General features: G+C 48.7%; 11 protein-coding genes. 8 read left to right on the top strand and 3 right to left on the bottom strand.

Annotated elements, in window-relative coordinates; translation table 11 throughout:
• The first annotated feature begins 4 nt into the window (after window positions 1-4).
• The 7 genes from D9Y29_RS01410 (at window position 5) to D9Y29_RS01380 (ending at window position 8,865) form a co-directional block, all read left to right on the top strand.
• Window positions 5-835: a hypothetical protein gene (locus tag D9Y29_RS01410; protein WP_127124647.1), complete on the top strand. Its 831-nt coding sequence runs from the start codon at window positions 5-7 to the stop codon at window positions 833-835.
• 84 nt (window positions 836-919) lie between these two features.
• Window positions 920-3,154: a heavy metal translocating P-type ATPase gene (locus tag D9Y29_RS01405; protein WP_127124646.1), complete on the top strand. Its 2,235-nt coding sequence runs from the start codon at window positions 920-922 to the stop codon at window positions 3,152-3,154.
• Between the two features lie 12 nt (window positions 3,155-3,166).
• Window positions 3,167-3,736 carry a helix-turn-helix domain-containing protein gene (locus D9Y29_RS01400; RefSeq protein ID WP_127124645.1) on the top strand — a complete coding sequence of 190 codons (570 nt, stop codon included), beginning with the start codon at window positions 3,167-3,169 and terminating at the stop codon, window positions 3,734-3,736.
• 237 nt (window positions 3,737-3,973) lie between these two features.
• Window positions 3,974-4,195, top strand: a complete 222-nt coding sequence (locus tag D9Y29_RS01395; protein WP_127124644.1) for a heavy-metal-associated domain-containing protein — start codon at window positions 3,974-3,976, stop codon at window positions 4,193-4,195.
• 35 nt (window positions 4,196-4,230) lie between these two features.
• Entirely contained in the window at window positions 4,231-5,613 is a 1,383-nt protein-coding gene (locus D9Y29_RS01390; protein ID WP_127124643.1) for a hypothetical protein, read from the top strand.
• Between the two features lie 286 nt (window positions 5,614-5,899).
• A complete protein-coding gene (locus tag D9Y29_RS01385; protein ID WP_127124642.1) occupies window positions 5,900-8,209 on the top strand; it encodes a TonB-dependent receptor in 2,310 nt (769 codons plus the stop codon).
• Window positions 8,210-8,271: 62 nt separating this feature from the next.
• Window positions 8,272-8,865, top strand: coding sequence for a hypothetical protein (locus D9Y29_RS01380; protein WP_127124641.1), 594 nt, complete (start codon window positions 8,272-8,274; stop codon window positions 8,863-8,865).
• Between the two features lie 129 nt (window positions 8,866-8,994).
• On the opposite strand, the gene D9Y29_RS01375 is transcribed toward D9Y29_RS01380, so the two are convergent.
• The 3 genes from D9Y29_RS01375 to D9Y29_RS01365 all read right to left on the bottom strand — a co-directional run bounded on the left by D9Y29_RS01375 (window position 8,995) and on the right by D9Y29_RS01365 (window position 12,023).
• On the bottom strand, window positions 8,995-10,188 hold the full coding sequence (locus D9Y29_RS01375; protein ID WP_127124640.1) for a hypothetical protein: 1,194 nt from the start codon (window positions 10,186-10,188) through the stop codon (window positions 8,995-8,997).
• 160 nt (window positions 10,189-10,348) lie between these two features.
• On the bottom strand, window positions 10,349-11,206 hold the full coding sequence (locus D9Y29_RS01370; protein WP_241237821.1) for a type 1 glutamine amidotransferase: 858 nt from the start codon (window positions 11,204-11,206) through the stop codon (window positions 10,349-10,351).
• Between the two features lie 148 nt (window positions 11,207-11,354).
• The gene (locus tag D9Y29_RS01365; RefSeq protein WP_127124639.1) at window positions 11,355-12,023 is read right to left on the bottom strand and encodes an SGNH/GDSL hydrolase family protein; all 669 of its coding nucleotides are present in this window, start codon (window positions 12,021-12,023) and stop codon (window positions 11,355-11,357) included.
• A 167-nt stretch (window positions 12,024-12,190) separates the two neighbouring features.
• Here D9Y29_RS01365 and D9Y29_RS01360 point away from each other — a divergent pair, with 167 nt between their 5' ends.
• Window positions 12,191-13,477 (top strand): alkaline phosphatase family protein, encoded by a 1,287-nt coding sequence (locus D9Y29_RS01360; RefSeq protein WP_127124638.1) that lies wholly within the window; start codon window positions 12,191-12,193, stop codon window positions 13,475-13,477.
• Window positions 13,478-13,703: the final 226 nt, after the last annotated feature.

Raw genomic sequence — 13,703 nt, 5'->3', positions numbered from 1 at the left:
ACGAATGAAGCAATTTTTTATAGGGGCATTATTGCTCATGACGGGTCATGTGCTTACAGCCCAGGAACTTTATGTGTTTTCTGAGCCTGCTTCCAATGTGCCTGCAAAATCGGTGAGTGTGAAGTATTCCGGGAAGTTCCTGAAATCATCGCATAACGATCGCATCGGGCAAAGGCATATACCGGAACTAATGCTGGGATTGAGCAAGGAGTGGATGTTGCGTGCTTCCACCACCATGTCTGATATGTATTCCAATAATCTTCGCTGGGAAAGTGCAAAACTGTACACCAAGTACCGCTTTCTCTCCAACGATGATGTGCACAAACATTTCCGCATGGCGGCCTTTGCCGAAGCATCCTACAGCCGCAACGATATGATGTATGATGAGCTTAGTCTGGATGGCGACCAGAGCGGCATCCAGGGCGGTCTGGTCCTCACGCAACTCTGGGGCAAGCTGGCTGTATCCTCCACGCTGGCATACCTGCAGGTGATACAAAGCCAGCCTCCACTGCATCATGTGGGGATGGAAAAATTCCCGGAACAGGCATTCAATTATTCATTGTCTGCAGGTTACCTGCTATTACCCAGGCATTATACCAGTTATAAGCAGACTAACGTGAACCTGTACGCGGAGTTACTGGGACAGCAGACCCTTGACAATAAGAAGTTCTATGTGGATTTCGCTCCGGCCATTCAGTTCATCTTCAACAGTACTGCCAAGCTGAATGCAGGATATCGCATACAGTTGAACAGCGATATGAACCGGATGGCGCAGAACCGTTTGCAGCTAAGCTTTGAATACGTGTTCCTTAATGCGCTGAAAAAGAAACGTTAGTACACAATTCTATAAACAGTTCCTGTAATTGTGTAACAGGCCTGGTAGCGGTCCGTAATAACTTTGTAACATCAATTTATTATCATGGAAACCGCTACCAAGTCACTTATCAGCAAAACGATCCCTGTAACCGGCATGAGCTGTGCCGCCTGCGCCGTTAGCGTAGAATCGATGCTGGCCGCAACGGAAGGCATCCAGGAAGCAGGAGTGAATTTTGCCACACAATCAGTGCGCGTACTGTTCGATCCGTCAAAGACGAATACCAGCGCCATGCAGCAGGTGATCCGTAGTATCGGATACGACCTGATCATCGATGAAGAAAACGCCACGGAGAAACAGGCTGAGCTCCAGGCATCGGCATATAAGCAGTTGCAAAGGAAAACCATCGCGGCTGCCTTACTTACCTTACCCGTGGCCGTTATAGGTATGTTCTTCATGGATATGCCTTACGGGAACTATATCATGTGGGTATTGACCACACCGGTACTGTTCGTTTTCGGTAGTTCTTTTTATATCAATGCCTGGAAACAGGCGCGCATGCGTAAAGCCAATATGGATACGCTGGTGGCGCTGAGTACCGGTATCGCTTACCTGTTCAGCGTTTTCAATACGCTGAACCCGGGTTTCTGGCATAGTCGCGGTTTACACCCGCACGTATACTTCGAGGCCGCCGCTGTGGTGATCGTATTCATCATGGTGGGTAAGCTGCTGGAGCAAAGGGCCAAGAGCAATACCAGTGCAGCTATCAAAAAACTGATCGGATTACAGCCCAAAACCGTGTGGGTGATCAAAGACGGTGAACCGGTGGAATTGCTGGCGGCACAGGTACAGCCCGGTGATATCATCCTGGTGCGTTCTGGTGAAAAGATCCCGGTGGATGGTGTTGTGGAAGAAGGAGAATCTTATGTAGATGAATCCATGATCTCCGGTGAGCCCGTAGCAGTACACAAGACTAAAGGTGTTCCGGTTTTTGCCGGCACCATCAACCAGAAAGGCAGCTTCCGTTTCCGCGCCGATAAAGTAGGCAGCGAAACCATGCTGGCCAATATCATCCGAATGGTGCAGGAGGCCCAGGGATCCAAAGCGCCTGTACAAAAGCTGGTGGACAAGATCGCCGGGATCTTTGTACCGGTGGTGATCGGCATCGCTATCCTCGCTTTCCTCGTCTGGGTACTTGCTGGCGGAGAGAATGCCGTTACACATGGATTGCTGGCGATGGTGACTGTTCTGGTAATCGCTTGCCCCTGTGCGTTAGGGCTCGCAACACCAACCGCCATCATGGTAGGAGTGGGCAAAGGAGCCGAACAGGGCATCCTGATCCGCGATGCGGAAAGCCTGGAACTCGGCCATAAGGTGAATGCCATCGTGCTGGACAAAACCGGCACCATCACAGCGGGTAAACCTGTTGTCACGGATATGCTGTGGAAAGCCTCTGCAAAACATATGCAGCCCGAACTGGAAGGCATTTTACTGGCTGCAGAACAACAGTCCGAACATCCGCTGGCAACAGCTGTTGTACAATATCTGAAGGAGCGCAATGCTGTTCCTGTTCAATTGAGCTCTTTTGAAAGTATTACCGGCAAAGGGATCTGTGTGAAGTCTGGCAATATCACCTATAAGGCAGGGAGCTATAAGATGGCTTTGGAAGAAAAGATGAATATCCCGGCTGGTCTGCAGGAAGCTGCCGGCAAATGGGCTGCTGCTGCAAAAACCGTGATCTGTTTTGCGCAGGATAATGAAGTGCTGGCTGTGATCGCTATTGCAGACGAAGTGAAACCCGGCTCGGCCAAAGCTGTGGAGGCGCTGAAGAAAATGGGGATCGATGTGTTCATGTTCACCGGTGATAACCAGCAAACAGCTGCCGCCGTGGCTGAACAGGTAGGTATTCAGGATTTCAAAGCCGAAGCATTGCCCGCAGACAAAGCTGCCTTTGTGAAATCATTGCAGGACCGGGGTAAGATCGTAGCAATGGTAGGAGATGGCATCAACGATTCACAGGCCCTGGCGCAGGCAGATATCAGCATCGCCATGGGGAAAGGATCGGATATTGCCATCGATACTGCCGGCATGAGCCTGATCTCTTCTGACCTGCAACAGATACCAAAAGCGCTGGCGCTGAGCAGAAGCACGGTGAGGGCTATACGACAAAACCTGTTCTGGGCCTTTATCTATAACCTGATCGGTATACCGCTTGCCGCAGGCGTTCTGTACCCGGTGAATGGTTTCCTGCTCAACCCGATGATTGCAGGAGCCGCCATGGCGCTCAGTTCTGTGAGTGTGATCGGGAACAGTCTCAGATTAAAATGGAAGAAATTCTAAACTGATTTAATTATGTTGCTGCACATCAGGAATATGGTTTGTAACCGCTGTAAATGGGTGGTGAAAAATGAACTGGAAAAGCTCGGCCATAATGTTATGGTGATGAGACTGGGCGAAGTGGAACTTCAGAATGAAGCTACACCGGAACAGATGGACGATATAGAAAAGAAACTCTCAGCATTCGGATTTGAACTGATCGGCGACCGTTCATCGCAACTCATCGAGAAGATGAAGACCACCCTCATCGGTCTGGTGCAGGAACCCGATAAACTGGAGAAGATCAATCTCTCGGATTATTTATCGTCCACCCTTCACCGCGATTATTCCTCGTTGAGTAAACTCTTCTCCGAAGTGGAAGGCATCACCATCGAACAATTCTTCATCCTGCAGAAGATAGAGCGGGCAAAGGAATTGCTGGTATATGATGAAATGAGCCTCACCCAGATCGCGTACGATCTGGGCTACAGCAGTGTGGCGCATTTGAGCAGCCAGTTCAAAAAAGTGACCGGACTAACACCCAGTCACTTCAAACAATTGCGCGGAGAAAAACGAAAACCGCTGGATGGTGTGAGCGAAGAATAATCAGGTTGTGGCAGTCGCTCGCCTCCGGCGAGTGACTTATATTCCGTCGCCTCCGGCGACCAGTCAGGTGCAGCACCCGGTTGGTTCGCCGGAGGCGAACAAATATTTGTCACTCGCCGGAGGCGAGCGACTGCTCTCTGAATGTGCAGCTTTCAGGAAAAATATAAAACCCATCCCTAATTCTGCAAATGATCCCTTCTTACCCGCTGTAGCTTTGTATCATAAAATCATTTTTGTATGACACATCAGTATAACGTTACAGGAGTTACCTGCGGAGGCTGCATCAGCAATGTTAAACGCGCCATCGAATCTGTTCCCGGCATCATCAGCGCCGACGTAAAAAAAGAAGCGCCCCAGGCCGTGGTGACAATGGACAAACATGTAGACACAACCGCATTACAGGAGGCACTGAAACAGTATGGTAATTACCAGATCTCTGAATTCAGTGAAGCTCACTAAGTATTACGATCAGGTATAACCGAAAAATACCGAATATGAAAAAGATCTTACCGATAGCATTGTTCAGCCTGTTTGCGATGAATGCCACCGCACAGCATGAGCACCACAAAATGGAAGCTGAACGCGATACCGTTCCGGCAAAGAAAGCGCCGGACAAAATGGATGATATGCGCCATGATCATTCAAAGATGCAGGAAGGTGGGCCCATCATGTCGCACGCTTTCAGCAGGAACCTGCCAATGAACCGAAATGGATCAGGTACGGCCTGGCTCCCCGACGAAGCGCCTATGTATGGCTACATGCTGCATTCAAAGAAATGGATGTACATGGTCCACGGCAATCTCTTCCTGCGTTACAATAACCAGGATATTGCCAGGTCCGGTAATCGCGGTGCACACAAGTTCGACGCTCCCAACTGGGTGATGGGCATGGGGCAAACTGCTGTCGGTAAAAAAGGATTGTTCCGCTTCAGCGCCATGCTATCCTTAGACAGGCCCATCATGGGCGGCGATGGTTATCCGCTGCTCTTCCAGTCCGGCGAAACCTGGAAAGGAAAACCACTGGTAGATCGTCAACACCCTCATGATCTCTTTGCAGAATTATCCGTTGGCTACTCTCATGCCATCAATAAGGATCTCGATGTATTCGGTTATTTCGGTTATCCGGGTGAACCTGCACTGGGTGGAACGGCTTTCATGCACCGTCCGTCCAGTCTTTATAATCCCGACGCCCCACTTGGCCACCACTGGCAGGACGCCACGCATATCACTTTCGGTGTAGCAACGGTAGGTGTGAGGTATAGGAACTTCAAGATCGAAGGCTCCAGCTTCACCGGCCGCGAACCAGATGAAGACCGGTACAATTTCGATAAGATGAGATTCGATTCATGGGCAGTCAGACTCAGTTACAATCCCACCAAAGAGCTGAGCCTCCAGGTATCACAGGGACTGGTGAAAAGTCCAGAACCCCTGCATCCCGATGAAGATGTCAAAAGAACGACTGCCAGTATCATTCACGCCAAACGATTCGGTAAAGATGCCATACTGAACTCGGCTATTGTATGGGGTTATAACCGGGTAGACAAGAATCACCAGGAACATTCCTTCCTCGCGGAATCCGCCCTCAGTTGGAGGAAAAATGCCATCTACGGTAAATATGAATTCGTGGAAAAATCAACAGAAGAACTCGCCCTGGAAGAACATACATTCGGTCATGATGGCAAATTCCCGGTAAGCGCAATAACACTGGGGCTGAACAGGAAGATTTTTGCGATAGGGAAGACTGATTTTTCGATAGGAACACAGGCAACTTTGTATATGCCGGAGAAACCACAGGAAGGATTGTATGGAAGTAATCCCTGGGCTTATCAGGTGTTCATCAGGGTTAGTCCTGGCCTTACCCGGGGTGCGCAACAATGACTGTGAAACGAACCAACGCGGGAGAATAAGGATGGGGCTTTGTATTGAAATATCTTATTATAGGGAAATCTGTCAGTCCATTTTTGTTTGTTAGTCTGATATTTTGAAACCAGCCTTCGGGCTGGTTTTTTTGTGGCCCTTCGTTTTTGCCGGGCTGTCTTCAAGATCAATGCTTTATGCCAGGCTTAAAAATATTTTCAGGATACTGAAGATTAATATTACATTTGACTAAATAGTATTTTAGGCAAGCCTAAAAATAAGCATAAACTTCTTAAGATAGAACCAAATGAAACAGTTGATCAATTTGCTGCTGATGCTGATAATAAGTGTACAGTCGATAGCCCAGTTCAGCAGCATTTCAGGTACGGTAAAAGATAAGGCTACAGGCGAAGCGCTGCCGGGAACGGTGATTACCTGTAATGGCAGGAAAACACTGGTAGGGAATGATGGCCGGTTTATGATTAACCTTCCAAAGGAAGTTACCAACTCAACAATTATCATTTCAAGGATCGGGTACAGAACGGATACCATTGAATATGCAGGAACACATCTTACCATATTACTGGAAGCTTCTTCACAGGTGCTTACGGATGTGGTGGTTACGGGAACGATGAAAGCGGTACAGAAAACGGCCAGCCCGGTACCGGTAGAAGTTTATACGCCGCAGTTCTTCAGGCGAAATCCTACCCCTACGATTTTCGATGCACTGCAACAGGTGAACGGTGTGAGACCACAGCTCAACTGCAATGTGTGCAATACAGGCGATATCCATATCAATGGACTGGAAGGTCCATATACAATGGTGCTGATAGATGGAATGCCGATTGTTAGTAGTTTGGGTACTGTATATGGTCTCAGTGGGATACCAAACGCATTGGTGGAAAGGATAGAAGTGGTGAAAGGTCCTGCTTCATCGCTGTATGGCTCTGAAGCAATCGGCGGGCTTATCAATGTGATCACTAAGAACCCTCTGAAAGCCCCGCTGTTATCCGTTGATCTTATGGCCACTTCCTGGAAAGAATACAATGTAGATATGGGCGTGAAATACAAGGCTACAAAAAAGATAACAGGACTGCTGGGGGCGAATTATTTCAATTTCAATAACAGGGTAGATAAGAATGATGATAATTTCACCGATGTGACGCTGCAGAACAGGATCTCGGTTTTCAATAAATTCAGTTTTGAGAGAAAGAATAACCGGCAGGCGAACCTGGCCGCAAGGTATGTGTATGAAGACAGGTGGGGGGGAGATATGCGCTGGAACAAAAGTTTCAGGGGAGGGGATAGCCTGTATGGCGAGAGTATTTACACCTCGCGTGTTGAACTGATCGGTAACTACCAGTTACCTGTAAGCGAAAAACTGATGTTCTCCTGGTCGTACAACTCACATGTTCAAAGATCTGTTTATGGCAATACCAGTTACAATGCAAAGCAACAGGTAGCTTTTGGTCAGCTGACCTGGGATAAAACAATCGGCAATCATGATCTGTTGTTTGGTTCGGTATTCCGGTATACGGATTATGACGATAATACAACAGCCACACTAGACACCTTAACCTTGAAGAACAAGCCTGAACGTACGCCGCTACCTGGCTTATTTGTGCAGGACGAGCTATCGCTTGGCGCCAATCATAAATTGCTGGGAGGCATGCGCTGGGACCATCACCCTGTGCATGGAAATATCTTTACACCGCGCATTGCCTGGAAATGGAACGCCTCTGCCAACGATATTATAAGACTAAACGCCGGAACCGGTTTCAGGGTTGTGAACTTGTTTACTGAAGATCATGCTGCACTCACCGGTGCAAGGGTAGTGGAGATTGCGGATGACCTGAAGCCGGAACGTAGTTATAATGTGAACCTCAACTATGTGAAACGTATCTATACAAAAGCCTTTTGGCTCACTATCGATGCATCAGCCTGGTACACCCATTTCACCAACCGCATTGTTCCGGACTATGAAACCAATACGGAAAAGATCATTTATGATAACCTGCATGGCTACTCCGTATCAAAAGGCGTCAGTACTAACCTGGAAGCAGGTTTTACCAATGGATTGAAAGCAAGCCTGGGACTAACCCTGATGGATGTTACCCTGACTGAGGATGATAATGAAGGTAAGAAACAAACAAAAAGACAATTGCTGACTGAAAAATGGAGCGGCAACTGGTCGTTAAGCTATGCTTTCAAAAAAGGCGGATGGAGTGTAGATTATACCGGTAATATCTATGGTCCGATGTTGCTGCCCCTGTTGGGTGAGCTGGATCCCCGCAAGCCCGAATCTCCGGTCTGGAGCATTCAGAATATCCAGGTGACGAAAAAACTGAAAAATGATATAGAGATTTACGGCGGTGTAAAGAACCTGCTCAACTGGACGCCGGCCAAAGGTAACCCCTTCCTGATTGCCCGCTCACATGATCCTTTCGATAAAAAAGTTGTGAGAGATGAGATTACCGGCGTGATCCAGGATCCGGGTATCAATGGTGATCCCAACCCTTACCGGCTCACTTTCGATCCAACTTACGTATATGCACCAAACCAGGGTATCCGTGCCTTCGTAGGAATACGATGGGCTATTACTAACGGCAACAAATAGTCGTGAATAACTTGTGAATAAATAAGAGAGATACCGTATACTTGTGCGGTAAATCTAACCCAATGAAAAAAATCTCTACCCTGTTGGTAGCCGTTATGGCTATCGTGACCGCACATGCGCAATTGAGCCTGTTCAAAAAGGATCCCGCCAATCCGGGTTTCGGAAAAGCTGTTGAACAGATCCTGGGCGACTTCCCTTACAATTACAAACACCTTACCGGCGACCTCGTACTGCGGGAAGGCGAGCTCTCGCAGTTCGCTTCCACCGTAAATTTGCCGGGATCACAGAGCTGCGTGATCGCGCACTATCATTCGGGCCTGGACACCACGGCCAGTTACCAGGGATTCATGTACAAGGCAGAGGAGTTCGAAGACGCGGCGAAAGAGTACCGGCGCCTCTTCAATCAGCTGAAAGGTTGCAAACTGAGAATGGTGGATGGCTCCGCGTATTTTCTCGATGGGGAATATGAAGCGCCTGCAGAGGAAAAGGATTTCTGCATCAGCATGCTGAAGATCCATACAGCAGATGATCGTTATAAACTGTTCAAAGTGGAACTGGAAATGCTTTACAAGATCGATCACTTTGTGGTGAACATCAATTTCATCACTAGGAAAAAAGATGAAGATGAGCGCCCTGACTGGTGGACGGGAAATTAACAGCGTGTGCCCACAGTCGCTCGCCTCCGGCGAGTGACTTTTGTTTAGTCGCCTCCGGCGACGCGGTGTTCGCCGGAGGCGAACAAATATTAGTCACCCGCCAGAGGCGAGCGACTGCCAACTGCGTAATTATTGTTCAATGAAACTAACGGTGCCGCCTACCCATTCTTTGTCTTTATTATAGCGGACACCGATCATCTTGCCCTTGCTGAGGCGGGCGAGATTGATCGCGGGGCGGGGCCTGTCCCAGCCATCCTTCCAGAGATACATGATGCGGACCTCCACTTTGGCGGGAATATCGGGCGTATCAACGATGTCGGCATACTGTACTTTCTTTTGCAGGATCCAGTTCTCCGGATCCTTCACCGCATCGATATCCGCCTGGGTTACATCTATCACCACACCCTGACCGGCAAAGGAGAATAATGGTTTCAAAACATATTCGCCGAGATTGCCGGGCAATTGCTTCAGTTCATTCAGGAAGAAACTTTCCGGAACATAGGGATGCTGAATGAAGGGAAGCGTGAATTTACTGATCCTGTAGAACCAGTTGGGGTGGGTGATCCATTCCACATCTAAATCCTGGGTGATATCCAGGAATGAGCCGAGGGCTTCTTTCTGAGCATTCAGGTCGTCGAATATAACGCGGTTGTATATACGCAGTACGCGTGTTTTAACGCCATCCTTCATGTAATATAACGAGCGTCCTTCCCGGATCAGTTTAGTGATGCAAACAGGTTCGATGCCCAGGTAATCCTTCGTGCAGTAGAAATCGATCCTTGTTTTCTGTTCATCGGGTTTGATCTCCAGCAGGATCACATTTTCGGCGGGCGTGTTGCCGAGTATCACCTGTTTCAGCTCATCAATATAGGATGCTTTCGTATGTCCATTGAGGAAAGGACTGTAGTTTGCTGGTATGTTGAAATTATTCCTGAATTTCTCCGACATGTACACCTGGAATCCGTACAGGGATGGAAAACCCTGGAGCTCGATGAGTTGTGGCTCTGGTTGTCCGTTCGCATCAAGGCAGACGCCGAAATCGAAAGCGATCATATGGGGATGATCATTTTCGTGGGGCACACGCTCCGTATCGGGAATGGCGCGTTCGGTGAGTTCTTTGAAAGACGGGTCTGTGACGAGGTCCACGATGTTTTCGCAGGCGTCGATCATTTTGGCGGCAAAATCCTTACTGATGAATACAGGCGTTTCGGCTACGCGGAATTCGATAGCGCCGGGGTAACCACTATCCATGTCTTTCAGGAATTGCTGGTAACGTTCAGGCGTAAACGCACTGTTGTAGGACTTGCGGAGACTGGGGACCATGATCTGGAATTTGGAGGGAAGTTACGGAATCGGGCGGAGTGTTGCAGTCGCTCGCCTCCGGCGAGTGACTTTTATTTAGTCGCCTCCGGCGACGCGGTGTTCGCCGGAGGCGAACAAATATTAGTCACTCGCCGGAGGCGAGCGACTGGCGGCACCCGGATTAAGCGGGAATGCCAATCAATTCTTCAGTAGCCAGTCTCAAAAAATTGGGGAGCACATGCGCATAAGTATACCTGATCTTGTCGGGATCATTGAGTTGTTCTATCATGGAGCTCCATTTGGCTTCGCCATGATTGCTGATCACGGTGCGTTTCTTGTCTTCACGCAAAAGATACATCGTCATACCGGCGGCATCGGCTTCCGGATGGAACTGGGTGCCTACCATGTATTCATTGAAGCGGAGGGCCATGATGGCGCGTTCCAGGGGAACATGCGGCCTTTCTTTTTCGATGGCCAGGATGGCGCCGCCGAGCTGGCGGATGCGCTGGTGATCGGGCTGGACCACCTGGAAATCACGACTGTCCACTGCATAAAAAGGATCCTGCAGATCCGCGAAGAGCGGCTCTGTATGACCTTTATCCAGCATGTGGACGGGGAATACGCCGAAGGCGGTACTTTTTCTTCTTTTCACTTCTGCCACTTTGAAATAGCGGCAGGCCAGCTGGAATGAGTGGCAGATGAAGAGTACATGCTTTTTCACCGGATGACCGGGATGCTGATTGTACTCCTGCACAGTATTGATCCAGTTGAAATATTTGTTTTCCCATTCGCTGCCTTCGCTGTCAACAGGTGAGCCGGGGCCGCCGCTGGAAATATAGAGGTCGTAACTGAGACCGGGGAGTTGCTGCAGCTTGCGCACTTCAAATTCGTCCCATACCATTTCCAGCTGGTGTGCGTTGCCGTACTGCTGCAGGATCTCGCGGATACAACGCATACCCTCGTTAGCCTGACCTTCATAAAGGTCGAGGATGGCTATGCGGATTTGTTTGTGATCGCTCCTGTACATGGCTGCAAACATACATTTTTTTGGTGGTCATATGAACCCGCTACGGGTACCGGGAATAACCGGAACAGCCATTGCGGGCGATGCAGGTACGTATCAATAACAAAGCAGGTCCGGGATTGTTGTTGGAACGCCCCCGGCCTGCCTGTTAAGTAATTGGGAATTATTTAATTAAGTGCTTATACATTTCTTCCGCCACCAGTTTGTTACCGGCGTCGTTGAGGTGAACGCGATCAGTGGTGAGAATGCCTTTCTCCTGGTTGTTTTTATTATTAACGAGATTATAATCCAGGAATGCTTTTCTCAGATCGATGAGTTCGCAATTGTTGTTTGCTGCGATCTGGCGGATGATGGCTGCATATTTATTAAGATCGCCATCCAGTTCATTGCTGTAATCTGTTTTCTCGCCGATGGCTGCCGGCGTGCAGAGCAGCACCTTTATATTTTTCGCTTTCAATTTTTTAATAATAGCATTGTAGAAGCGCTCGAATTTATCGGCGTCCGTTCCGGTACCATGGCTTCGTTTGTGCCATACATCGTTCACGCCTACCCAGATCACAACTGTGGAGGGATCTTTGGCCAGTACATCGTCTTCAAGACGGAGGTAGAGATCGTACACTTTATTACCGCCGATACCGGCGCCTATGAGATCGTATTTATTCTCCAGGCCCTTCGCTTTCACCATATCCTTCATCATGGTGATATAACCTTTGGGATTCACGCCAGCCTGTGTGATACTATCGCCAAAGAAGATGATCCGCTCTGGTTTCTGGAAAGTGGTAAAGGATGCCAAAATAATCAGTAAGCTAAGTGAAGAAAGCAGTTTTTTCATACGCGGGTTAATATGTATTGATCAAATCTAATGGTTTTTCCAGTTTTACAGAAACTCTGTTTCAGCAGTCCCGGCTACAGGCCGGATATTAATTTTCCGTTTTCGCAACCGCTATCTTCCAAAAGCATGCAAATATTTTGAATATTTGACAATCGAAATGCCGAAACATGGGAAAGCCTTCTACAATACTATACTTGTCTTTATTGCTGCTGCTCCATGGCAGCCAGCTCCATGCGCAGCAAAGATCCAAACAAAACACAACGCAACAAGTAGAGCCTGGCCGCCAGAACAGTCCTGCGCAATACAAGAAACCCTATGTGGTCCTCATCTCGGCTGATGGTTTCCGTTACGACTACATGCAAAAGTTCAATGCCATGAACCTGCAAAGGCTGAGCAAGGGCGGCGTTCGCGCCAAATCCATGGTCCCTGCTTTTCCATCGCTTACTTTTCCCAATCATTATACTTTGGTAACAGGCTTGTATCCTGCGCATCATGGACTGGTTGATAATACCTTTTTCGATCCTTCACTGAAGCGTCGATATTCCATGGGTAATATCAAAGAGGTAACCGACAGTACCTGGTATGGCGGTGAGCCGCTCTGGGTGCTGGCCGAAAAACAACAATTGTTGTCAGCAAGTTTCTACTGGGTAGGTTCCGAAGCGCCGGTGCAGGGTATCCGTCCCAGCTACTGGTATCATTACGGAACGGACATTGCAATGCCTGATCGATTGACTGCTGTAAAAGACTGGCTCTCGCTGCCCGAAGAAAAACGGCCGCACCTCATCACTTTCTATTTTCCTGAAGTAGACCACGAAGCGCATGAACATGGTCCGGATGCACCAGAGACTGCTGCCGCCGTTCAGCTCATCGATCAAGCGGTTGGTCAGATGCAGGCCATCATCGATTCTTCAAAGCTCCCCGTGAATGTGATCTTCGTTTCTGATCATGGCATGAGCACAGTTGATACCGTAAACACCCTGCGGCCACCTGATGCAGATACATCCAGGTTCTGGGTCACGATCAGCAACATGATCATCCATCTCTACTCCAAAAACAAGGACCCTCAGGAAATTCAATCCCAATACAAGCAACTCAAAGCAGCTTCAAACGGCTTCGATGTCTATCTCAGCTCCTCCACACCACGCCGCTGGCAATACAATTCTCAAAACGACCGCTATGGCCGGATCGGCGATATCCTGATATTGCCGCGCTATCCCAGGACATTCTCCTGGGGCAACCGCCGGCCGATTCCCGGCCGTCATGGCTATGATCCTTACCGGTACAAGGAAATGCATGCCAGTTTCTACGCCTGGGGCCCTCAGATAAGATCCGGAAAGACCATCGGCAGCTTCCAAAACGTTCATGTATATGCGCTGGTAGCAAATCTCCTGGGTCTTGATATTACAACGCAAACGGACAGCCGAAATGCCGTTTCACGCAAAGTACTCAGGTAAAGCCCGGGTGCAGCGGGGTATGGTCTTTTGAGGCTGTAAAATATACCGTCGCGGGAGGATATTTATTGGGCTGTGGTGGGGGAAGATGGGGCTGTGGTAAATCTAAAGGACTTCTTCGCTTATATTTTGAAGGCCTCAAAAGACCATACCCCATTGCGCATGTCCCGGAATGTGCAGCAGTTTAAAAATGATTGTTTGCAACAGTCTTTACTATTCAATGTTGTGC

The organism is Pseudoflavitalea rhizosphaerae (assembly GCF_003991355.1).
In the GTDB taxonomy this organism is placed as follows: domain Bacteria; phylum Bacteroidota; class Bacteroidia; order Chitinophagales; family Chitinophagaceae; genus Pseudobacter; species Pseudobacter rhizosphaerae.
The sequence above is the reverse complement of the archived record's forward strand: the minus strand, read 5'-3'. Positions and strand labels throughout refer to the sequence as shown.

Bases quoted from the DNA above. Each gene is read 5' to 3' on its own strand.
- D9Y29_RS01410 (WP_127124647.1), top strand. From the start codon at position 5: ATGAAGCAATTTTTTATAGGGGCATTATTGCTCATGACGGGTCATGTG.
- D9Y29_RS01405 (WP_127124646.1), top strand. From the start codon at position 920: ATGGAAACCGCTACCAAGTCACTTATCAGCAAAACGATCCCTGTAACC.
- D9Y29_RS01400 (WP_127124645.1), top strand. From the start codon at position 3,167: ATGTTGCTGCACATCAGGAATATGGTTTGTAACCGCTGTAAATGGGTG.
- D9Y29_RS01395 (WP_127124644.1), top strand. From the start codon at position 3,974: ATGACACATCAGTATAACGTTACAGGAGTTACCTGCGGAGGCTGCATC.
- D9Y29_RS01390 (WP_127124643.1), top strand. From the start codon at position 4,231: ATGAAAAAGATCTTACCGATAGCATTGTTCAGCCTGTTTGCGATGAAT.
- D9Y29_RS01385 (WP_127124642.1), top strand. From the start codon at position 5,900: ATGAAACAGTTGATCAATTTGCTGCTGATGCTGATAATAAGTGTACAG.
- D9Y29_RS01380 (WP_127124641.1), top strand. From the start codon at position 8,272: ATGAAAAAAATCTCTACCCTGTTGGTAGCCGTTATGGCTATCGTGACC.
- D9Y29_RS01375 (WP_127124640.1), bottom strand. From the start codon at position 10,188: ATGGTCCCCAGTCTCCGCAAGTCCTACAACAGTGCGTTTACGCCTGAA.
- D9Y29_RS01370 (WP_241237821.1), bottom strand. From the start codon at position 11,206: ATGTTTGCAGCCATGTACAGGAGCGATCACAAACAAATCCGCATAGCC.
- D9Y29_RS01365 (WP_127124639.1), bottom strand. From the start codon at position 12,023: ATGAAAAAACTGCTTTCTTCACTTAGCTTACTGATTATTTTGGCATCC.
- D9Y29_RS01360 (WP_127124638.1), top strand. From the start codon at position 12,191: ATGGGAAAGCCTTCTACAATACTATACTTGTCTTTATTGCTGCTGCTC.